Here is a 20,935-nt window from a genome sequence, read left to right as displayed (position 1 = left end):
TGCGGGGAGCTTGTAACGGTCCCGGGTGTCGCTTCGCTCACCCGGGCTACAAGACTTTCGCGAGGACGACGGCGGCTTCTTAAGCCGCCACCTCTTCACCGAGATACGACACCGCCGCCTCGAGGCCGCCCTTGCCGTGCGGGATCTTCAGCGCATTCAGCGCGATCTCGATCACGCCGAGCGTACCCAGCAGCATCGGCGCATTCACGTGACCCATATGGGCGATCCGGAAGGCCTGGCCCGAGAGGTCGCCGATGCCGGTGCCGAGCACGACGCCGCACTTGTCCTTGCAATAGCGCTGCAGCAGTGCGGGATCGTGGCCGTTGCTCATGGTCACCGTGGTCACGGTGTTGGAGCGCTCGCTGGCTTCCGCGACGTTGAAGCCGAGCACCTGGCCTTCCGACCATGCGGAGACCGCGCGGCGCGCGGCTTCGCCGAGCAGGCTGTGGCGGCGGAAGGCATTCTCCAGTCCTTCCTCGTGCAGCATGTCGATCGCCTTGCGCAGCGCGAACAACAGATGCACCGGCGCGGTGCCGGCATATTTGCGATAGTTCTCGGTGCCCTCGCGCTCGCTCCAGCTCCAATAGGGCGTCGACATGCCCGCCTTCTTGTGCACCTCGAGCGCGCGTGCATTGGCGGAGACGAAGCCGAGGCCGGGCGGCGTCATCAGGCCCTTCTGCGAGCCGGACATCGCAACGTCCACGCCCCATTTGTCCATCTCGAACGGCATGCAGCCGAGCGATGCCACGGTGTCGACCATGTACAGCGCGGGGTGACCGGCCGCCTTGATCGCCTTGCCGATCGCCTCGATGTCGTTCTGCACGCCGGAGGCCGTGTCGACCTGGACGACGACGACGGCCTTGATGCTGTGCTCCTTGTCGCGGCGCAGGCGCTCCTCGACCTCGTGCGGCCGCACGGCGCGGCGCCAGTCACCCTTGAGCACCTCGACCTCGGCGCCCATCAGCGCCGCCGCGTTGCCCCAGCCGATCGCGAAGCGGCCGCTCTCCAGCACCAGCACCTTGTCGCCGCGCGACAAGACGTTGCTCAAAGCGGCTTCCCAGGCGCCATGACCGTTGGCGATGTAAATGTAGGACTTGCCCTTGGTGGCAAACAGTTTCGAGATGTCGGCGAGCAGCGTGTCGGTCAGCTCGTGCATCTCCTGGGAGTAAATGTCGATCGCCGGACGGTGCATCGCCCGCAGCACCTCGTCAGGCATCGTGGTGGGCCCGGGGATGGCCAGAAATTCCCGGCCCGCGCGAACGGTCATTGCTGTTGGTCCTTGTTGTTGGAGGACAGGCTGGTGGGTCGCTGAATCATGCTTTTACGCGCCGCGGGGGCGCGAGAAAAGCACCCAAAACGCAGCCCTGACGGCCCCTATCGTTTGGTCTCGCGGCATCCGGCCGCTTCTGCCTCTTCAACCGAGCAGAACCAGCGGGTGCCCTTGCTGATCTTCATCTTGATCTGGGTGTACCAGCGGCTGGTCGGCTGGTGATAGATGCACTCGCCGGCGCTGTTGACGTTGCCCTTGATGGTGCAGTCGGGTGACGGCGCGACCGGCCCCGAGGCCGAGGCGAGCAGCACGGCATGCGCGCCCTCCGGCGGCTTGGTGGCGCCCAGGATCTGCGTCTTCTTGTTGCGGACGCGCCAGTCCCAGGGCGCGATGAAGGCGCCCTGCCACATTCCGGCTTTGGCCTCGCGCGCGGCAGCCTCATCCGGCTCGTAGTCGCGCGAGATGCGGGTGTAGGCCAGTGCCCACCCGCTGTGCACCAGCCATTTCTGGATGTCCTCGCCGCCGACCTCGCAGCGCGCCACGGTGCGGCCGCGCCGGTCGATCGCGCGGGTATGGCAGACCCAGTTCTTGCCTTCGGTATACTTGGCGAGCTCGTCGCGGGCCGCGACGCCGCAGGTCCAGCGCTCGGTCTTGGTGTTGAGGCAGAGCTGGTCGACCGCGGGCGCGTCGATGCCGCCGAGCCGGATGCGCGTGTTGCCGATCACGACGGAATCGCCGGCGCGAACCTTGGCCGTGCCGGTGATGTCGGCGGCTTCAGCCAGTGCAGGCAAGGCGAACTGAGACAAGCCGAGCAGTGACAGCGCAATCAGGAATTTTCGCAACATGCGGGTCCGCGTGTGATGAAATATCGATAGAGGCGCGCAATTGTGGTCGGCTTTTGGCCTCGCGGCCAGCATATGCCTAATGGATAGGCTTTCAACTTCCCGTCATTGGTCGAACAGCGCTCGTGCCCCGGACGCGGTGCGGCGTGCAACGCCGCTCCGCAGAGCCCGGACCCAGAAAATCGCGTGCACATCTCGCGGAGACATGGGCCCCGGCTCAGCAGCGCACCACCGAAGAGGCGTTGCGCTGCGTCCGGGCCACGAGACCGGTTCACCCCCGCCCGGCCATCGCCCGCTTCGCCACCGCCAGCCCCATCAGCACGAAGGCCGACGTCACCTCGGGGCCGCCGACCAGAATCCGCGTCGGCGTCTTCATCTTGTTCCACTCATAGGCGCGGAACGGGCCACGGCGGCCGCCTTCGCCAAGGCTTGCGACAATCACGTTCAGCGCCGGCGCGAAGGCGCGCGGGTCGGCGCCGAGATGGCCGAGCGCGATCAGCGCCAGCGCCGCGTCGAACGCGTTCATCTCCGCGGCCATCAGCTCGCCCTTGACGTAGGAGAGCACGCGGTGGCGGATGAAATCGAAATCGCCGTCGGGATCGATCACCGCCTGCGCCGCCAGCGGCAGCGCCAGGAAGGCGGCGTAGCAGCGGCCGAAATAGGCGCTGTAGAGCTCCGGCAGATAATAGATGTGCGAGCGCGGATTGGCGAAGGCGCCGCTGGCGGCCAGCCGCTTCTGGAAGCCGATGATCCGGTGCACGGTCGCCAGCCGCGACGGTGTTTCCAATATTTTCCAGCGCGCCAGATTGCGAAAGCTCACCTCGAGAATGTCGAGATTGAGGGTCGGATCGAGATCGTTGCCGTAGGGGCGCTCGCCCTTGAGGTTGTCGATCCAGGTCGCGACGCCGCCCTCATAGTCGATATTGTCGTTGAGCGGCACGGTCACGCGCGGCTCGTTGACGCCGGCGCGCACCTGGTAGCCGCTGTAGAAGTCGAGCAGCGGCTGGTCGATGATCGGATCGGTGCAGCCGGCCTGCGTCGCCGCGGAGATCGAGCACGCCGTGGTGTCGCAATCCGGCACATAGACGCCGAAGCCGAGATCCTGCTTGATCTGCGCGAAGTATCGCGAGAAGCGCGGATGCGGCGCGGGCGCAAGCGCCGTGATGACGTTGAACCGCGCACCGTCGCTGCCCTCGACCTCCTCGCGGCTGATATTGACGCAGAAATCGACCATGTCGGCGACCGCGCGCTCCGCCTCCATTTGGTCGGTCGGCGAGGCGAGCCCGGTCTCGACGAAGCTGAGCAGCGCCTCGATGAAGAACGCATCGTAATAGGCCGAGCGGTGGCGGATCTGCACAGGCTCCCACATCGGCTCGGCAACCCCTCGCCAGGGCGGGTTGACGACCGCACGCGCGGGCGAGCGCGCGATGAAGACGCGGGCGAGGTTGAACAGCAGCGAGGAATTCTTGTAGCCGCGCGCGTTCAGCCCTGTCAGCGCCATGATCAGCTCACGGCCGCGAAAATCGGGATCGCCGATCAGATTGAACGCGGCATAGGTCGGCAGGAAACCGTTTCGGCGGTACGAGCCGAGCAGATGCTGCGCGCAATCGCGGATCACGCCGTCGATCTGCGCCTGCGGCGGTGCGGAGCCGGTGAACAGGGCCGGTGGCGGCTTTGGATGATCGAGCGTGATGCTCTCGACGAGATCGGCGACGGGCTGGCCGACCGCGGCCCAGTCGGGCTCGGCATCGTCGCGGGCGCGGGCGAGTGCCGCGCGCAGCCGGCTCAGCTTCGCCTCGTTGCGCAACTCGGGCAGGCCGGCGCGGCGCAGCAGGATCCGCAATGCGGGATTGCCGAGCGCGGTCTTGTAGAACTTGGCCAGATGCGGATCGCCGCTGGCGGGGCCCGACAATACGGGATCGCAGACGTCATAAAGCGAGGGGCCGTCCTTGCGCGCCGTCAGCGCCCGGCAGGCGGCGCCGGCAAAATAATGAAAGCTCATGAAATACCTGGTCGCGGGGCCTTGCCCGGGACCGGCGAGCGCGCACCCTTCCGCACACCGCCCCCTGCAAGTCGTTGAAAAAGCTACCCGGATTCGCAGGAAAAACAAATGTGATGGCCGTCACGGAAAAAACCGGCACGAGGGCTGCATGATCAGACCCCGGAAGGCTACGGGGGACGCAAAAAATCCACATCTTGGGCTTGGAGAATTAACCAACATATTCAGCGACTTAGTTCAATTTTTGGGCAATCTATTGCCCGAGCGCCTATATCCGGTTAAGAGTTTGTTTGGTGCGGCGCCGCAAATTGCGCTCAATTCGGGGGCACATCCCCGGCCAATCCCTCAAACCTAAAGCCGCTATCGCGCTACTCAAACAGTGTGCGCGCGCTTGGCCGGTCTTTGGCACTGACAGGAATGAAGCGAGATGAATGTAAGGCAGCTCGACATTTCCCGACGTACGATCGCACTGGCCGCAGCCCTCATCGGCACGGTCTCGCTCGTCATCGGTGCCCACGCTGCCCTCAACATGCGCGCGCTCGATGCCGCCAAGGCGGTCTCGACCGACCAGGTCATCGACTCGATCGGCCAGACCTCGCGCCTCGCCCTCGTCATCGGCAATGGACATTATCCCGACGCCAACGCGCCGCTGACGCAGTCGATCAACGACGCCCGCGCGCTGTCCTCGACCCTGCGCAAGAGTGGCTTTGACGTCGACATGGTGGAAGACGCGACCAAGGACGACATGGTCCGCGCCGTCAACCGCCTGAAGTCGCGGATCAAGCACGACACCGTCGTGATGCTGTTCTTCGGCGGCTTCGGCGTGCAGGCCGGCCGCGAGAGCTACATGCTGCCGGTCGATGCCGCGATCTGGAGGGAAAGCGACGTCCGCCGCCAGGGCATTTCCATCGAGGGCGTGCTCAACATGATGAAGGAGCAGGGCGCCAAGGCCAAGCTCGTCGTCGTCGACGCGTCCCGCCGCAATCCCTATGAGCGCCGCTTCCGTTCCTACAGCCACGGCCTCGCGCCGATCAGCGCGCCCGACAATGCGCTGATCCTCTCCTCGGCCTCGCCCGGCAAGGTCGTCGACGACGGCAAGGGCGAGCACAGCGTGCTGGTCAGCGAGCTGCTCGGCAACCTCAATGCGCAGGGCAGCGCCGAAAGCGTCTTCAACAAGACCCGCGTCGCCATCTCCCGCGCCTCCGAAGGCGACCAGGTCCCGACCGTGTCGTCGTCCCTGCTCGAGGACGTGCAGTTCGACCAGGCCGGCGGCTAGCTTTTTTCTTTCGCAGGTTTTGTAGGGTGGGTGGGCAAAGGCGCAAAGCGCCGTGCCCACGATCCTTATCTTTCGAGCATATCGATAGACGACGTGGGCACGCTTCGCTTTGCCCTCCCTACGGCATACGTGTCTGAGGCACGTCTGCCTCTCCACCGTCATTGTGAGGAGCTCTTGCGACGAAGCAATCCAGAATCTTTCCGCAGAGAGATTCTGGATTGCTTCGCTTCGCTCGCAATGACTGTTGAGAGGCTACTTCGACGCTTCCGCGGCCATCACCGGGCGCACCGGATCGCCTTCGCGCAATAGCGCACCGGCGCGGGCGACGACGACGTCGCCTTCGTTGAGGCCGTCGCGGACCTCGATATTGCCGCCCGACATCAATCCGATCTCGACGCGCTTGGTCTCGACGCGGTTGCGACGGATCACCTGCACCACGGTGCCGGCGGATGAATATTGCACCGATGTCAGCGGCACCGCGACGTTGCAGCTCTGGCCGGTCTTGATCAGCGCGCGCCCGCTCGCATTCAGCAACAGCCGCTTCTGCGAGGAGATGCCGATATAGACCATGCCCTGCTGGATGTTCGGTTCGACCGTCGGCCCGATGCGGCGCACCTTGCCGTCCATGTCGCCGGCGCCGGCGATGCGCACGGTTGCCTGCTGGCCGACCGCGACCTTGCGCATATCGGTGGTGGCGACGAGGGCGACCAGATCGTATTCGCTGCGCGCCACGATCGTGAACAGCGCCTCGCCCTTGGCCGAGGCGAGATTGCCGATCTGCGCGGTGGACGTCGCGATCACGCCCGCGACCGGCGCCGTCACCTGAAGCGTACCGCCTTCGGGCAGCGAAAGGCGCGCCAGCACCTGGCCGGCCGTGATGGTGTCGCCGGCTTCCGCCAGCACCTCCGTCACCTTCAAACCGGGACGTTCGGGCCGCACCGAGGTCTCCTCGCGCGCGATGATCGTGCCGGTGGCCTCGACGATGTCGGAGAAGCAGGACTTTGCGACCTTCAGCACCGTGACCGCCGGCCCCTTGGGCGCGTCGTCATCGGCGGCAAGCGCGAACGGCGCGGACAGTAGCAGTCCGGTGAGAGCAGCGAATTTGAGGGAAAAGGAACGCGCAGGCAATGGACGCATCGGTCATTCCGGTTGGGGCCCTGACGGCCTCATCGATAGCAGAAGCGCTAGCGGTGGGCCATGGTCCGGCCGGATGAGAATGCCGCAGCGCAGGCGGCGCGATGCCGCCTGGTCAATTGGTCTTCGGGAGAGGGAGGAAGGTTCGCCGTCCCCCACCGTCCTCGCGGCCATCCTTCGAGACGCCCGCCTTCGGCGGGCCCTCAGGATGAGGTCGTGATCCGCGGCGAGATATCAAACCCTCATGGTGAGGAGCCCGCCAAAGCGGGCGTCTCGAACCATGCAGGCCGGGCTCGCCCGGCAGTCTACCGTTCCGGAGGTGGATTAGCTCACGGCAGGGTCAAAAACTCCACCCAGCTCGGCTTCTTGCCGGTCGGATAGGATTTCTGCTTGGCGAGCGCGCCGCTGCTCTGGTCGATCGCATAGACGGTCATGCCGTCGGAGAGCTCGCCGACCGCGGCGAGGTAGCGGCCGGAGGGATCGATGTTGAAGCCGCGCGGCTGCTTCTCGGTCGGCACGCTGCCGATCGTGGTCAGCTTGCCGCTTGTCGCATCGACCTTGTAGGCGGTGAGCGTGTTGGTGGTGCGCTCGGAGGCATAGAGGAAGCGGCCGTCCGGCGTGATGTGGATGTCGGCGGCCCAGGGTTTGCCGGTGAAGCCATCGGGCAGGGCGGTGGTGCGCTGGATCTCGTCCCAGGCGCCGCTCTTGGCTTCGTAGGCGAACGCCGCGACGTCGCCGTTCAGCTCGTGGATGAGATAGACGAACTTGCCACTGGGGTGGAACACGAAGTGCCGCGGTCCTGATTTCTCCGGCACCTTGATCGACGGCGGATCGCTCGGCGTCAGCGTGCCCGCCGCGGCATCGAAGGCAAAGCTCAGCACTTGGTCCGAGCCGAGATTGGTTGCGAACACGAAACGGTTGTCGGGCGAGGGCAGGAAGGCGTGCGCGTTCAGCCCGGTCGGGATCACCTGCTTCGGCTCGGCCACGACGCCATTGGCTTGAAGCGGATTCAGCGCGACCTTGTTACCGCCATAGGAGGCGCTGAACAGCACCTTGCCGCCGCGGTCGGTCGCGATGTTCGCCATGCTGTCGGCGAGCGGTCCGTTGCCGATATGGCTGAGCTGGCCGCTCTTGGGGTCGATCGCAAAGCTGACGGCGAGGAAGGGCTGCGAGCGCACGCCGGCAATCAGCACGCGGTGATCAGGCGTGATCGCGAGCGGCGTCGAGGCGCCGGGCTTTTCGACGCCGGCGAAGGTTGCGGTCTGCACCGGCGTCATCTCGCCGTTGTCGGCCAGCTTGAACACGCTGATGTCGTTGCTGCCGGCATTGCCGACATAGGCGAAGGTCTCGGCCATGCCGGCGCGGACTCCCGGAATGAGGGTGAGAAAAGCGAGAGTGGTGGTGATCGCAGCGCGGCGCGCGATGCGATGTGTCGGTCTCAACATGGGCTCCTCCTTGGCCGTCCTTGGGCCGTGCGGCATTGTCATTTTGTCGCAGAGGATAGCGGCAGGCGCGTCACCGCGCCAAATTCCAATTGAGATCGATCGATGCCGAAATTGTATCGGTTGCAAAACGTGTCGAAGCAATAATTTATCGCGCCGCCGTCAGGTCGCGGGAGGGCAGATGCGACCCGGCCGGGTGGTCCGGCGGTCCGAGCACGGTCCACACGGCGACGGCCAGCACCGCGCAGGTCAAAATGGTCCAGGCGACGAGTCGTTTCCGCATCAGGCCAGATCCGTCCGTCCAATGAATGCGCCGGTGCGCCGCAACCATCGTGCACTGCAACCGACGGCGATCCTATGAACTCGTTCACAGGCAAATCGGATGAGGATGTCGTGGCAAAGCGCCACACCGGTTAAACCGATTGCAAGATCTCGCTGACAAACATGATTGGCGTTACGCTTCGTCTGCTCAAATCGCGGGCCCGGTCACAGGATCGCCAGGGAACGGCAGCCCCGCTTTGCCGTTACCTTGGTCCTGCGGGCGGAGGAGGCCCGAAACGGAGGCTGGTACGTGTTTTGGATTTATTGGAACACCGCCTGGTCGCTCATCATCAGCGGCATCATGTTCGCCACCATCGTCACGCATCCCGACGCCGAGTTCGTCGAGATCCAGGCGGCGAAACAGGTGAAATGAATTTGCATCTTGCTGGCGCGCCGTAGGCCAGAGATTCGTAGGGGCGGTCAGACCGCGGCTGCACGCAGCCGCGGTACTAACCCCACCCTCCGAAGCCTACGAAATCACTGCACCATCGCCGCTGCGATCTTCTCCGCCGACATCAGCACCGGAAAATTGGTGTTGGCGCACGGCACAACCGGGAAGATCGACGCGTCGACGACGCGCAGGCCCTGGATGCCCTTGACGCGGCCCTGGTTGTCCACCACCGCCATCGGATCGTCGGCCCGGCCCATGCGGCATGAGCAGGAGGCGTGCCACACGCCGATGGTCGCCTTGCGCACGAAGGCTTCCAGCGCCTCGTCGTCATTGATCACCTGGTCGAAGGTGAAACCTTCAACGACGAAATTGTCGATCATGTAGTGGCGCAGCGCCGCCGGCCCGTCCATCAGCGTCGCGGCGATCTTGGTCAGGATCCTGTTCCTGGTGTTGACCACGCCGATCTTGCGGACCTTGTCGGTATAGGCGGCCGGAAACGGCTTGTCCGTCACCTTCTTCACGATGTCGCTCATCTGAATCGCCGCCATCTTGCGGAAGCCGCTCATCAGGCGCTCGAGATCGCGCCGGTCGGACAGCAGGTTGAACTCGACGATCGGCTCGGCTGTGGGGTCACGCGAGGCAAGCTTGACCTGTCCGGTCTCCGAATAGGTCTTGTTGACGAAGGTCAGCAGCGAGCCGATCTGCTCTCCGACCGCATGCCAGGCGGACTTGCTGAGCAGCACGACGAACATGTCGCCCTTCGGCACGCCCGCCAGGCCCGACGAATAGCGCAGACCAAGCTGCATGTGGCGCCGAGTGTGCTCGTTCATGCGCGCGCCGCGGCGGACAAAGGACGACAGCGAGATCGAGGGATGGTCCATCAGCCGCTGGCCGACGCCCGGCAATCCCATCAGGACCGGAATGCCCATGTCCTTGAGATGGCCGACCGGGCCGATGCCGGCGCGCAGCAGATGCGCCGGCGAATGGATCGCGCCACTCGAGAGAATGATCTCGCGCCCGCGGAATTCCTGCTCGCGCCCGTCGACGACAGCCTTGACGCCGACACATTGCGTGCCTTCGAACAGCAGCTCTCTGACCTGCGTGCCGGTGGAGATCGCCAGATTCGAACGCTTGCGCGTGTCGCGATCGAGATAGCCCATCGCGGCCGAGACGCGTTGCTCGGCCTGGTTGGAATGCGTCACCGGAAAAAAGCCGTCGACGAACTCGCCGTTCTGGTCCGGCAGGAATGGATGGCCGGCCTGCTGGAAGGCATCGGCGAAGGCCTGCGAATGCCGCGTCCAATGTTCGCGCGGAATTCTGCGCACCGGAATTTTGCCGTCCTTGCCGTGATACGGCCCGTCGAAATCGAGATCGCGTTCGACCTTCTTGAAGAAAGGCAGCACGTCGTTCCAGGTCCAGCCCTCGGCGCCGCGGGCGTCCCATTCGTCGTAATCGGTCGGTGCGCCGCGATTGGCCATCTGGCCGTTGATCGACGAGCCGCCGCCCAGCACGCGCGCCTGCTCGTATTTGCGTAACGGCGGACGCGCTTCGTTCGGATTGTTGTGGCTGACGACCTGCGTCGTGACCTTGAGCTCGGTCCAGTGGAAGCGCGGATCGAAATAGGCCGTGCCCGGATAGCTGTCCCTGATCTCGGCCGGCTCGTTGCCGGGTGGTGTGTCCTGGCCGGCTTCGCACAGCAGGACCTTGTTGGCACTCTTTGCGGAGAGCCGGTGGGCCAGCACGGACCCCGCCGAGCCGCCGCCCACGATAATGTAGTCGTACACGATTGGCGCTTCCTCTTGTTCTTGTCGGAGGAGCGTAGCGTGGATTTATTGGGAGGTCACGCGTCGGTGCGTTGCTGGCGATCTGCAGCAGCGTCATGACGCAAGTGAAATCACGCGCGCGCAGAATTCCCCGGACGCTGCGTCGTGGCGACGTCCGGGGTTGGCGCAAAGCATCGTCGTGTTTGGCGCTGACGTCAGGCCGGATTCGCGGCGGTCGCCACGATCTGTGTCGCGAAGCTGCGGTAGGAGTGCGGCGCACGGCCCAGGATCTTGGTCAGGCGCGCGACGTCGCCGTCCTCTGGGATCATTCCGTCGCTGACATAGCGCTCGGCCATCAGGCGCATTTCGTAGGCCATCCACTTCGGCAGGAAGCCCGCCAGATTCTGCTCGAAGCCGGTGGGATCATCGCCGCCATAGGCGACCGGACGTTTCAGGATGTCCGACCAGATCTTGGCGACGTCCGAACCGGACAGCGTATCGGGGCCGACCAGGTTGATGGTTTCTATCGGCAGCTTACCCGGAGCGCGCTCGCGCCGGATCAACTCGATCGCCGCGACCTCGCCGATGTCGCGCGTGTCGACCATCGCGACCCCCTTGCTGCCGATCGGCATCGGATAGACGCCGTGGTTGAGGATGACATCCTTGATCATGAGCTCATTGTCGATGAAGTAGGACGGACGCAGGATTGTGGCGCTGAAGCCCATTTGCTCGATCATCCGCTCGGCGCCTGATTTCACCGCGAAGTGCGGCACGTTCACGAATCGATCGGCGTTGATCACCGACAGATAGACGAGACGATCGACGCCCGACTCGCGGGCGATGTTCAGGGTGATGAGCGCCTGGGTGAATTCGTCGCCCGTCACCGCATTGAGCAGGAACAGCGTACTGACGCCGCTGAACGCGGTGCGCAGCTGCTCGATGTCGAGCAGGTCGCCTTTCACGACCTCCACGCCGGCCGGAAATTCGGCCTTCGCGGGATCGCGGGACAGCACGCGCACGTCGGCGCCGCGCTTGACGAGTTGCTGGACAACGTGGCGGCCGACACGGCCGGTGGCGCCGGTAACGAGGATGGTCATGGGGGTCACTCCTGTTTGGGATGAGAAGACACCCGCAAATTAGTGATCCACATTCGGGCCGATAGACGTTAATTATAGACTTAGTGTCTCATCGGTGGAACAGATGGATCTGCTCGCCCTCGCTGACTTCAATCTGGTCGCCCGGCACGGAGGCTTTGGCCGGGCCGCTCGCGCCTCCGGTCGCCCGAAGGCGACGCTGTCCCGCCGGGTCTCGGAGCTGGAAAGCAGCCTCGACCTGCGCTTGTTCGAGCGCGGCGCACGCGAACTGAAACTGACGCAGGAGGGGCGGGCCCTCTACGAGCGGACGGCGCTGCTGCTCGCCGAGCTCGACGAGACGGCAACGGCCATCGCCTCCGGCGGAGACAGGCCGCGCGGCAGGCTGCGGATCAGCGTGCCGCTGCTGTTCTCGCAGACCGCCATGGGAAAGCTGGCCGCCCTGTTCGCGCTGAAATATCCGCAGGTCCGGCTTGAAGTCACGACGGAAGATCGCGCCGTCGATATGATCGAGGAAGGCTATGACCTCGTGATCCGCGTCAATCCGGACCCCGATGAAACGCTGGTCGGACGAATCTTTCTGCGTGACCGGCTGGTGGTCGTGGCAGGCCCGACCCTCGCTCGCGATGCAGGCGATCGTGCCGTGCCGGCCGTGGTGCGCGAGGCCGGCGATGTGGCGTCAGGCTGGGATGTGGCCACGACAGGCGGACACCAGCGTATCGCGATTGAACCAGTGCTTCGACTGTCGTCGCTCATCATGATTCGCGATGCCGTCCGAGCGGGTGTCGGTGCCGCGCGTCTCCCGGTCTCGCTGGTGAGCCGCGATCTGGCGGCTGGCAGGCTTGTGCATTGGGGGGATGTCGACGGGCCCGAGATCGCTCTCTGGACGCTCTATCCATCGCGCCGGTTGCTGAGCGCGCGGGTCTCCGCGTTCCTCGACTGCCTCAAGGAAGCGTTTCCGTCGGGCGCGCCCGAGGAGCTCGCGGCATTCGCCGACTGAGTGAGGCGGCAGCACGCCGGTCTATTGAGACCAAATCCTATTGCAAAACCTTCGGCATCACGACGACAACGTCGACCTGCTTGCCCAGCACCCGCGATGCGACTGCGGCGATGAGAGGCGAGTAGCTGTCCTCGATGTCGGATGCGACGTCCTCGTTCCTGGCGAAGGCGTAGAGCATCGTGCCCTCGATCTCGTCGAAGCGGATCCCCGCGAAGACGCGATCGAATGTTGCGGCGCCGACGGCGCCCGCTACGAGCGCCTGGATGGCATGGTCCTGAACGAGTGTGAGCTTCATCATGCCGATGAGATATGGAAGCTCCGTCCGATTGCAAGATGCAAAGCGATGCGGGACGTAACGGCATCTGGTTTGATATAGATCATCCGAAGGCAGCTGATTTCGTGGAGAATCTCCGCGAACAGAGAGGTTCATGTGTCGTTTGATCGTTCGCGCATCGCGCCGGCATTTCGCTCGAAACTCATGTCGGCCGACGATGCCGCGGCGCTCGTCCCGCACGGCGCGCATGTGGGGATGAGCGGCTTTACGGGATCCGGCCATCCGAAAGCGGTCCCGGGGGCGTTGGCCCGCCGGATCGAGCAGGCGCATGCACGGGACGAACAATTCCGGATTGGCGTATGGACCGGGGCCTCGACCGCGCCCGAGCTGGATGGTGCGCTGGCCAAGGTCAACGGCGTCGAATTGCGCTTGCCCTACCAGTCCGATCCGGTCACGCGCGAGCGCATCAATTCCGGCGCGATGGATTACATCGACATCCATCTCAGCCATGTCGCGCAGTTCGCCTGGTTCGGCTTTCTCGGCCATCTGGATGTCGCATTGATCGAGGTCGCCGCCATCCTGCCGGACGGCAGTCTGCTGCCCTCGGCCTCCGTCGGCAACAACAAGACCTGGCTGGATCAGGCAGACCGCATCATTCTCGAGGTCAATTCGGGGGTGAGCACGGGCCTGCACGGCATGCACGACATCTATTACGGCACAAGGCTGCCGCCGCACCGCAAGCCCATACCCATCGTCGCGCCCGGCGACAGGATCGGCGAGGCCGCATTTCGCTGCGACCCGAAAAAGGTCGTGGCCGTGGTCGAGACCAACGCTCCGGACCGCGACACGATCTTTGCCGCACCCGATGCGACGTCAGGGGCGATCGCCGGCCATATTCTCGAATTTCTGGGCCATGAGGTTCGTCGCGGCCGGCTGCCGCCGGAATTGCTGCCGATCCAGTCCGGGGTCGGCAACGTGGCCAATGCCGTGATGGCGGGCCTCGACGACGGCCCATTTTCTCAGCTGACGGCGTATACCGAGGTGCTGCAGGACGGGATGCTGAATCTGCTTCGCTCCGGTCGAATGACGCTCGCCTCCGCCACCGCGCTGTCGCTCAGCGCTGCCGCGACGGAGCAGTTCAACAGCGAGATCGACAGGCTCAAGAACAAGATCGTGCTGCGCACGCAGGAAATCTCCAACCATCCGGAGGTGATCCGGCGGCTTGGCGTCATCGCCATGAACGGGCTGATCGAGGCCGACATCTACGGCAACGTCAACTCCACCCATATTCGCGGGACCTCCATCATGAACGGCATCGGCGGTTCCGGTGATTTCGCCCGCAACGCCTATCTCTCGATCTTCATGACGCCGTCGACCGCGAAGGGCGGTTCCATCTCCGCCATCGTGCCGATGGTGACCCATGTCGATCACACCGAGCATGACGTGGAGATCATCGTGACGGAGCACGGCCTGGCCGACCTGCGCGGCCTGTCGCCGAAGCAGCGCGCCGCAAGCATCATCAACAACGCGGCGCATCCAGCATTCCGGCCCGCGCTTCAGGATTATTTCGATCGTGCGTGCAAGCTCTCGCCCGGAAAGCACACGCCGCATCTTCTGGACGAAGCCTTCCGCCTGATCAAGGCGACGAGCTGACGAACGGGCCCGGATACTCGCCATCGAGACGGCAGCCGGATCTCCGCTGACGCAAGTCCCGTCGATCAGCGCGCGCGCTGCTAAGCCGCTTCCGCCTGCTTCGACAGCAATTGCTTCAGCTTCGCCGCCGGCACCGCCGGGCTGAACAGCCAGCCCTGCATCTGGCTGCATCCGAGCTGCCGCAGCACTTCGCGCTGGGCTTCGGTCTCGACGCCTTCCGCCGTCGTCGCCATGTGGCGGGCGGCGGCCATGTGCACCACGGCCTGCACGATCGGCGAAGAGTCTTCGGACTGGCCGATGTCGCTGATGAAGCTGCGGTCGATCTTGATCTTGTCGAACGGGAAGCGGTGCAGATAGCTCAGCGACGAATAGCCGGTGCCGAAATCGTCGAGCGCGATACGTACGCCGAGGTCGCGGAGCTGCTGGAGGATCGTCAGCGCTTCCTCGTCGTCGCGGATCAGGACGGTCTCGGTGATCTCGAGCTCGAGCCGCCCGGGGGCGAGGCCTGACTCGGCGAGCGCGGCGGCCACCTTCAGGGCCAGCGACCGCGACCGGAACTGCACCGGCGAGACGTTGACGGCGATGTGGATATTGCCCGGCCAGGAAGCGGCCTCGTGACAGGCTTGCTTCAGCACCCATTCGCCGATCTCGCCGATCAGGCCGGTGTCTTCCGCGACCGGAATGAAGTCGGCGGGCGAGACCATGCCGCGCTCCGGATGACGCCAGCGCAGCAGCGCCTCGCAGCCGTTGACGACGTCGGCCGCGAGATCGACCAGCGGCTGGTAGTGCACCTCGAACTCGCCGCGCGCGAGCGCCTGGCGCAGATCGAGCTCGAGCTGGCGGCGCTGCCGCGCCTTGGCGTCGTATTCGGGCACGAAGATGCGGAAGGTGCCGCGCCCTTCCGATTTCGCGGCGTACATTGCCAGATCCGCCCGCTTGAGCAGATCGTCGAGATTGTCGCCGTGATCGGGCGCGATCGCGATGCCGATGCTGGCATCGGTCGGGATTTCCTGGCCCTTGCAGTTCACGGGCGTGCGCAGGGCCTTGAGGATGTTGTCCGCCAGTGCCGCGAGCTCGGCCTGGTCGCATGCGCCCGCCTTGATGATGGCGAATTCGTCGCCGCCGAGCCGCGCAACCAGATCGTTGCCGCTGACGCAGGCGCGCAGGCGATTGGCAACCTGTCGCAGCAGCTCGTCGCCGACCTCGTGGCCGAGCGAATCGTTGACGCCCTTGAATTCGTCGACGTCGATATAGAGGATGGCGAACGGCTTGCCCTCGGCGAGCTCGGTGACGCGGCGCTCCAGATGGCTGCGCATCAGCACGCGGTTGGGCAGGTCGGTCAGCGCGTCGTAATGCGCCATATGCGCGATGCGCTCGTCGGCACGAATGCGCGCGGTGACGTCGTCATGGGTGGCGAGCCAGCCGCCGGCGGTGGCAGGCTGGTTCTTGATCTCGATCAGGCGGCCGTCGGCGGTCTCGACGATCGCGCTGTGGGTCTGGTCGACGCTGGCGAGGATGCCGTCGCAATAGGCGTCGACATCGCCCTCGAACGAGCCGGCGTCGTAACGATGCTGGATCACGTCGCGGAAATAGGCGCCGGGTTTCACGATGTCGCCGGACAGGCGGTACATCTCGATGTAGCGGCGATTGCAGACGATCAGACGCTCGTCCTGGTCGAACATCAGGAGGCCCTGCGTCATGGTGTTCATCGCGGTGTTGAGCCGCTGCTTCTCCACCGAGAGCCGGTGCGTCATCTGGCGGAAGATCAGGAACAGCGTCAGCACCAGAAGGCCGATCGACAGCACGGCGACGGTGACGAAGAATTTCGTCTGCGTGCGCCAGGTGGCGAGCGTCGCGTCCAGCGAGCGGGTCGCGACCACGACCAGCGGCGCGCCGGTCAGAAGGCGCGAGGCGACGATGCGGTCCTTGCCGTCGATCGGGCTCGCGAGCTTGGTCGTGACAAAGGTGCGCTCGAACACGGCGACCTGCTCGGGCGAGCCGGTGCGGTAGTTGCGCCCGATCATCTCGTCGACATGCGGGATGCGCGCGAGCAGCTGGCCGTTCTGGTGGTGCATCGCGATCGAGGATTCCTCGCCGAGCCCGGTCGAGGCAAAGAAGGATTCGAGCTGTTCGGGCGCGATGGCGCGCGAGACCATGCCGAGGAATTCGCCGTGCGGGCCGGAGATGCGCCGCGCGAACACGATGGCGGAGCCGTTGCCGAGCCGGCCCGGCACGACCTCGATCTCCTCCTGCGAAGCCGGATCGTCCCGGAGGCGGCCGAAATAGCCACGGTCGGCGACCGAGATGTCGGCGACCGGCCAGCGCCGCGACGAATTGATCAGCGTGCCGTTGGAATCGAACACGTTGGCGCCGGCGACATCGGACCAGCCGCTGGCCTTTGCGCGCAGCACCTCGTGCATCGCAAGGGTGCCCATCTCGCTACGGAATACGTCGGCGGAGGTGATGCCGTGGCTTTCGAGTTCCGCGATGACGCTCTTCTGCAGAACCGCGAAGTCCTCGAACTCGCGGTCGAAATGACGGGCCAGCAGGCGGACGGCGCTTTCAAGGCTGTCGCGGCCGCTTTCGATTGCATTCTGGCGGAAGCGATCGACGGTGAGTGCGGTGCCGATGGCGGTCGCGGCCATCAGCACGAAGCCGCCGACGATCAGCCATGTCAGCGGTGCCCCGCGCCAACGGCGAAGCAACGCGCGCAGTCGCGCGGTCCATCGGATCGATGCGCCCATACAGCCCTCCCGTGGGATGCAAGATGCAGCAAAACCGACAAGAGCCCGTTACCAGCAAGGGTTAGGAAAATATGAATCGGAGCGGAATCAGGGAGTTGGTTCCGTGGGGTGGATTTAGCGAAGCGTAATCCACCAACTTCGTTCGCCAAGCACGGAGGCATGATGGGTTACGCTTTCGGCTAACCCACCCTCGAAACCCCTACCGCTTGATCTCCCATTCCAACGCCTCCGCATTGCCCTTGGCGAACATCTCCGGCACGTCGAACTTGCCGGTCTTGAGGTCATAGCGACATTTCCAGTCCGCCAATCCCTTCACCGCGACGTTCTTGGGATGCTTGTCCATCGCGCCCGACAGCGAGATCACGAGGTAGCGGTTGTTGGGCCAGTCGACGCCGAGCCAGCGATAGGCATCCTCGGTGCCCTTCATCAGATTGGCCGAGATGTGGTAGTCGAGCTTCATCCTCTTCGTGTCGGGCCGGCCGTGGAAATAGGCCCAGGCGAGATCGCTGAGTGACTTCTTGGTCGCGTTCGTGAAGGCGCCGTTCTCGACATGATAGAGAAAGAGGTCCTGCGAGCCCGAGCCGGTCTTCTGCATCCGCACCAGCCATTGCGAGTCGCTGGTGAAACGGAAGCCGGCGCCATAGCCCTGCTCGGGCTTCAGCTCCGTCATCTGGTCGCCGCGCCGCGCCCAGACCTGCCATTTGACGCCGAAAAGATCGTCGCTGTCCTTCATATACTGCTCGAGCCTGGTGGCGCCGTCGGGGGAGGTGAAGGCGAGGTCGGCATTGTCGGTGAGGACGAAGCCCGGCGGCGGCCCGGAGGCGGCGAGCGCGGGGGAGGCGAAGGTCAAGGCGAGCGCCAGCCATGGCGCGGTGCGGGAAAAGGCGATCACGGGAAAAAATCCTAAAAATAAGGACAGGAAAACGTGCGCTGGCTTGCAGCTTCGATCATTTGACGCGGACGGGGCCTCGACGGTTCATCCGCGGCGCGCGGCGGCAAAGAGGGGTGATCATCCCAACGGCCGTCTTGCTGCCGTAGGCAAAACGGCGCAATTTACCAAGGTTGATTTGCGACTTAGGATTCGTTTCGGATGATCACCGCGACCAAGGCCTTCATTGCGTTCTGTGTGCTGGCTCTGGTCGGCACCGTGCTGGTGATTGGTCCCACCGAGTTGCGCCGTCTGCTGCCGGGCGGGGCGGGCACCGAGGTCGCGGGCGTCGCCAAGCCTGAAGCAAAGCCTGAAGTGAAGGCCGAGCCTAAAGCCCAATCGAAGGTCGAACCCAAAGCAGAGCCGAAGGCTGAAGAACCGAAGCTCGCCGCGGTTGCACCACCCGCGCCGTCTGCCTCGCCGGCGCCGGCCGACGCGCCGAAGGCGGGCGCCCTGGCCGAGACCCAGAAGCAGGTCGCAGCGCTCGCCGATATCGCGCCGGCCAAGCCGGAGCCGTCAGTTGCGGACACCGGTCCGCGTTTCGACGTCGCCCGCGTCGACGATCATGGCGAGGCGGCCGTGATCGCGGGCCGGGCTGTGCCGGGTTCGAAGGTCGAGCTGCTGCGTGACGGCAAGCCGTTGGACAGCGTCGTGGCCGACGCGTCGGGCCAGTTCGTCATGACCCCGCCGCAGCTCCCCCCGGGCTCCTATGAATTGATGCTGCGCGCGAAGGCGCCGGACGGCACCGTCACGCAGTCGAGCCGCACCATGCCGGTGACGATCGCCGAAGCCGCGCCGCCCCCCGCGCGCGTTGCAACACCCGTCGCCAAGCAGGAGTCGAAGCAGGCCGAGAAGCCGGATGAGAAGTCGGATGTCGTGGCGTCCTTGCCGACGCCGCGCCTGGCTTCGGTGCCTGAAAGGTCAGGGTCACGGTCGAGAATGATGGGCGCGCCGAAGCCGAGGGGCATGCCAAGCGTCATGGCGCGTGCGCCCGCCGCCACCACGGTCGCATCGGCCTCCCCGGCCGACGCACTCACCATGGCGCCGGCTGGGGCGGGCGGAAGCCGGGTGATCTCCCGCGGCGACAGCCTCTGGGCTCTCAGCCGCCTCGCCTACGGCGACGGCAATCGCTACGCGGTGATCTTCAACGCCAACCGCGACAAGATCCACAACCCGAACCTGATCTATCCCGGCCAGACCTTCGTGCTGCCGCAGAAGGCGCCGTGACATCGCGCCGGCCATGCCGGCCTGCGGGTTGTGACGCTTTGCCTGTGTTCCCAGGGAACATTTGGTTCCTCCGCGCGTCTTCGTGATGCGAGGTAATGCGCGCTTGGCGCTGGAGGAGGGCCAAGGTGGTGAGGTCAGCGGTCATTCCGGGACGCATGGGACTGGCGCTTGCCGGCGCGGCTCTCGTGATTGCGGCAGTGCTGTTGCCTGACAAAGCCGAGGCGCAATTCGGGATTCGCGGCGGGCCGCTCGGCGTTGCGCGGTTTGCCGTCGGCCACGTGATCGGGATGTCGCGATTGCGTCATGCCCGCATGGCGGTACGGGGCGGCCGCTACCGCTCGGCCGCGTTGCGATCGCAGGATCCCCGCGGCGTCGCCCGCGAGCAGCCATCCAATCCCTACATCCTTCGCGCGGCGCTCACGGCGCAGGCGGCGCTGTCGGGCTGGCGTGGCGGCCGCAGTCCGCAGGGCTGGTGGCGCCATCCCGACGGCAGCTATGGCTGGGCCGGCCCGGTGTTCTGGCCGTTCGCACAGGACGATCTCACCAATGCCGTCATCTTCGCCGATACGACCAGCCTCTCGCTCTATGGCTATGGCGATATCTACGCCGCGATCTTCGCGCCCTATGCGGCGACCGAGCTCGCCGCCTACACCGCGCCGCAAGGCAGGCGCGCGCGCAAAATTCCGTCGGCGCAGAACATCTGCGATGCCAGCGACCCCGCCGGCTTCCCCGCCGATCGCATCACTGCCGCCGTGCAGCCGAACGAGCTGCAGCGAACCGCGCTCGACGAACTCGTCACCGCCTGGACGGCTGCCCAGGACAGCATTCGCGCGGCCTGCCCGGCAGAGGTGCCCGCCACCGCAGCGCAACGCCTCGGCCTGATGCAGGCCCGCCTCGAGGCCATGATCAAGGCAACCGACGCCATCGCGCCGCCGCTCGCAAAATTCGAGGGCCTGCTCGACGACAACCAGAAGGCAAGACTTGACGGGCTCGCCAAGGAGCGCCGTGCCGCGCTTGCAGCGGGCCAGCCCAAGGACGCGCAGACGCCGGCCGCCTGCGAGGCCGGCTACGATCCCCGCTACGATGTGCAGGCGCAGCGCCAATACGAGCAGCTCATTCAGCAGCAATGGCCCGCCGACATCGCATCCACGCTCAAGCTCGACGACACCGCCCGCGCCCGCCTCGAGGTGCTTCAGGACACCACGCTGCGCACGATGGAGACCTTGAGCGCCTGCCCCACGAAAGCTGCCGCGACACCGCAGGCGCGTCTCACCGCGGTGAAGGCGCGCCTGGAAACGATGTTGCAAGCGGTCAAGGGCGTCAGCGACGCGCTCGACGATTTCGAGGCGGATTTGAGCGACGAGCAGAAGGCCGGCTTCGAGGCGATGGGCCCGAAGCGGGGGGCGTGAAGCTAAGCCTAGAGTTTTCGTACTGGCCGATCCCGCCGATGCTGCCCGGCGCAAGCCATCTATTTCTCGAATCCACCGTTGAAAGCCGCTTCCGCTCTTGAAGCGTGGTGGTATCCATCCGACCCTATAAGTAGTTCTGAATATCATGGAGGCTCCCCGTGAATGTTTTCA

Annotated in this window: 17 protein-coding genes; 6 read left to right on the top strand and 11 right to left on the bottom strand. The window is 65.2% G+C overall.

The window, feature by feature from the left end; translation table 11 throughout:
• Positions 1-79 precede the first annotated feature (79 nt).
• The 3 genes from VGR99_RS01770 to VGR99_RS01760 form a co-directional block, all read right to left on the bottom strand.
• Positions 80-1,267, bottom strand: a complete 1,188-nt coding sequence (locus VGR99_RS01770; protein ID WP_326896576.1) for a pyridoxal-phosphate-dependent aminotransferase family protein — start codon at positions 1,265-1,267, stop codon at positions 80-82.
• Between the two features lie 107 nt (positions 1,268-1,374).
• The gene (locus tag VGR99_RS01765; RefSeq protein ID WP_326896575.1) at positions 1,375-2,115 is read right to left on the bottom strand and encodes a thermonuclease family protein; all 741 of its coding nucleotides are present in this window, start codon (positions 2,113-2,115) and stop codon (positions 1,375-1,377) included.
• 268 nt (positions 2,116-2,383) lie between these two features.
• Positions 2,384-4,114: a hypothetical protein gene (locus tag VGR99_RS01760; protein WP_326896574.1), complete on the bottom strand. Its 1,731-nt coding sequence runs from the start codon at positions 4,112-4,114 to the stop codon at positions 2,384-2,386.
• Positions 4,115-4,538: 424 nt separating this feature from the next.
• On the opposite strand from VGR99_RS01760, the gene VGR99_RS01755 reads away from it, so the two are divergent.
• Positions 4,539-5,387, top strand: coding sequence for a caspase family protein (locus VGR99_RS01755; protein ID WP_326896573.1), 849 nt, complete (start codon positions 4,539-4,541; stop codon positions 5,385-5,387).
• Positions 5,388-5,639: 252 nt separating this feature from the next.
• Here VGR99_RS01755 and VGR99_RS01750 read toward each other — a convergent pair whose 3' ends face one another.
• From VGR99_RS01750 to VGR99_RS01740, 3 genes are all read right to left on the bottom strand, one after another.
• Positions 5,640-6,524: an efflux RND transporter periplasmic adaptor subunit gene (locus tag VGR99_RS01750; RefSeq protein WP_326896572.1), complete on the bottom strand. Its 885-nt coding sequence runs from the start codon at positions 6,522-6,524 to the stop codon at positions 5,640-5,642.
• A 326-nt stretch (positions 6,525-6,850) separates the two neighbouring features.
• Complete coding sequence (locus VGR99_RS01745; protein WP_326896571.1) at positions 6,851-7,966, bottom strand: lactonase family protein; 1,116 nt, start codon at positions 7,964-7,966, stop codon at positions 6,851-6,853.
• Positions 7,967-8,111: 145 nt separating this feature from the next.
• Entirely contained in the window at positions 8,112-8,246 is a 135-nt protein-coding gene (locus VGR99_RS01740) for a hypothetical protein (RefSeq protein ID WP_326896570.1), read from the bottom strand.
• Positions 8,247-8,534: 288 nt separating this feature from the next.
• On the opposite strand from VGR99_RS01740, the gene VGR99_RS01735 reads away from it, so the two are divergent.
• Positions 8,535-8,657 (top strand): hypothetical protein, encoded by a 123-nt coding sequence (locus VGR99_RS01735; RefSeq protein ID WP_326896569.1) that lies wholly within the window; start codon positions 8,535-8,537, stop codon positions 8,655-8,657.
• A 104-nt stretch (positions 8,658-8,761) separates the two neighbouring features.
• Here VGR99_RS01735 and VGR99_RS01730 read toward each other — a convergent pair whose 3' ends face one another.
• On the bottom strand, positions 8,762-10,459 hold the full coding sequence (locus VGR99_RS01730; RefSeq protein WP_326896568.1) for a GMC family oxidoreductase: 1,698 nt from the start codon (positions 10,457-10,459) through the stop codon (positions 8,762-8,764).
• 194 nt (positions 10,460-10,653) lie between these two features.
• Entirely contained in the window at positions 10,654-11,535 is an 882-nt protein-coding gene (locus VGR99_RS01725; protein WP_326896567.1) for an NmrA/HSCARG family protein, read from the bottom strand.
• A gap of 103 nt (positions 11,536-11,638) precedes the next feature.
• Between VGR99_RS01725 and VGR99_RS01720 the strand changes: the two genes are divergently transcribed.
• The gene (locus tag VGR99_RS01720) at positions 11,639-12,529 is read left to right on the top strand and encodes a LysR family transcriptional regulator (RefSeq protein ID WP_326896566.1); all 891 of its coding nucleotides are present in this window, start codon (positions 11,639-11,641) and stop codon (positions 12,527-12,529) included.
• A gap of 37 nt (positions 12,530-12,566) precedes the next feature.
• Here the strand turns inward: VGR99_RS01720 and VGR99_RS01715 are convergent, their stop codons facing one another.
• Positions 12,567-12,827: a hypothetical protein gene (locus tag VGR99_RS01715; protein WP_326896565.1), complete on the bottom strand. Its 261-nt coding sequence runs from the start codon at positions 12,825-12,827 to the stop codon at positions 12,567-12,569.
• A 180-nt stretch (positions 12,828-13,007) separates the two neighbouring features.
• Between VGR99_RS01715 and VGR99_RS01710 the strand changes: the two genes are divergently transcribed.
• Entirely contained in the window at positions 13,008-14,456 is a 1,449-nt protein-coding gene (locus tag VGR99_RS01710) for an acetyl-CoA hydrolase/transferase family protein (RefSeq protein WP_326896600.1), read from the top strand.
• Positions 14,457-14,536: 80 nt separating this feature from the next.
• Here the strand turns inward: VGR99_RS01710 and VGR99_RS01705 are convergent, their stop codons facing one another.
• A complete protein-coding gene (locus tag VGR99_RS01705) occupies positions 14,537-17,200 on the bottom strand; it encodes a bifunctional diguanylate cyclase/phosphodiesterase (protein ID WP_326896564.1) in 2,664 nt (887 codons plus the stop codon).
• 199 nt (positions 17,201-17,399) lie between these two features.
• Positions 17,400-18,092 carry a hypothetical protein gene (locus VGR99_RS01700; RefSeq protein WP_326896563.1) on the bottom strand — a complete coding sequence of 231 codons (693 nt, stop codon included), beginning with the start codon at positions 18,090-18,092 and terminating at the stop codon, positions 17,400-17,402.
• A 198-nt stretch (positions 18,093-18,290) separates the two neighbouring features.
• Between VGR99_RS01700 and VGR99_RS01695 the strand changes: the two genes are divergently transcribed.
• Together VGR99_RS01695 and VGR99_RS01690 are read left to right on the top strand one after the other, a co-directional pair.
• Positions 18,291-19,355, top strand: coding sequence for a LysM peptidoglycan-binding domain-containing protein (locus VGR99_RS01695; RefSeq protein ID WP_326896562.1), 1,065 nt, complete (start codon positions 18,291-18,293; stop codon positions 19,353-19,355).
• 95 nt (positions 19,356-19,450) lie between these two features.
• On the top strand, positions 19,451-20,764 hold the full coding sequence (locus VGR99_RS01690; protein ID WP_326896561.1) for a Spy/CpxP family protein refolding chaperone: 1,314 nt from the start codon (positions 19,451-19,453) through the stop codon (positions 20,762-20,764).
• The last annotated feature ends 171 nt before the right edge of the window (positions 20,765-20,935 follow it).

It is taken from the genome of Bradyrhizobium sp., from assembly GCF_035935975.1.
Taxonomy (GTDB): domain Bacteria; phylum Pseudomonadota; class Alphaproteobacteria; order Rhizobiales; family Xanthobacteraceae; genus Bradyrhizobium.
This window is presented reverse-complemented; position numbering and strand designations above follow the sequence as displayed.

Excerpts from the sequence above, each read along its gene's own strand:
- VGR99_RS01755 (WP_326896573.1), top strand. The coding sequence starts at position 4,539 with ATGAATGTAAGGCAGCTCGACATTTCCCGACGTACGATCGCACTGGCC.
- VGR99_RS01710 (WP_326896600.1), top strand. The coding sequence starts at position 13,008 with ATGTCGGCCGACGATGCCGCGGCGCTCGTCCCGCACGGCGCGCATGTG.
- VGR99_RS01715 (WP_326896565.1), bottom strand. The coding sequence starts at position 12,827 with ATGATGAAGCTCACACTCGTTCAGGACCATGCCATCCAGGCGCTCGTA.
- VGR99_RS01690 (WP_326896561.1), top strand. The coding sequence starts at position 19,451 with ATGCGCGCTTGGCGCTGGAGGAGGGCCAAGGTGGTGAGGTCAGCGGTC.
- VGR99_RS01720 (WP_326896566.1), top strand. The coding sequence starts at position 11,639 with ATGGATCTGCTCGCCCTCGCTGACTTCAATCTGGTCGCCCGGCACGGA.
- VGR99_RS01725 (WP_326896567.1), bottom strand. The coding sequence starts at position 11,535 with ATGACCATCCTCGTTACCGGCGCCACCGGCCGTGTCGGCCGCCACGTT.
- VGR99_RS01705 (WP_326896564.1), bottom strand. The coding sequence starts at position 17,200 with ATGGGCGCATCGATCCGATGGACCGCGCGACTGCGCGCGTTGCTTCGC.
- VGR99_RS01765 (WP_326896575.1), bottom strand. The coding sequence starts at position 2,115 with ATGTTGCGAAAATTCCTGATTGCGCTGTCACTGCTCGGCTTGTCTCAG.
- VGR99_RS01695 (WP_326896562.1), top strand. The coding sequence starts at position 18,291 with ATGATCACCGCGACCAAGGCCTTCATTGCGTTCTGTGTGCTGGCTCTG.
- VGR99_RS01745 (WP_326896571.1), bottom strand. The coding sequence starts at position 7,966 with ATGTTGAGACCGACACATCGCATCGCGCGCCGCGCTGCGATCACCACC.
- VGR99_RS01740 (WP_326896570.1), bottom strand. The coding sequence starts at position 8,246 with ATGCGGAAACGACTCGTCGCCTGGACCATTTTGACCTGCGCGGTGCTG.
- VGR99_RS01750 (WP_326896572.1), bottom strand. The coding sequence starts at position 6,524 with ATGCGTCCATTGCCTGCGCGTTCCTTTTCCCTCAAATTCGCTGCTCTC.
- VGR99_RS01770 (WP_326896576.1), bottom strand. The coding sequence starts at position 1,267 with ATGACCGTTCGCGCGGGCCGGGAATTTCTGGCCATCCCCGGGCCCACC.
- VGR99_RS01760 (WP_326896574.1), bottom strand. The coding sequence starts at position 4,114 with ATGAGCTTTCATTATTTTGCCGGCGCCGCCTGCCGGGCGCTGACGGCG.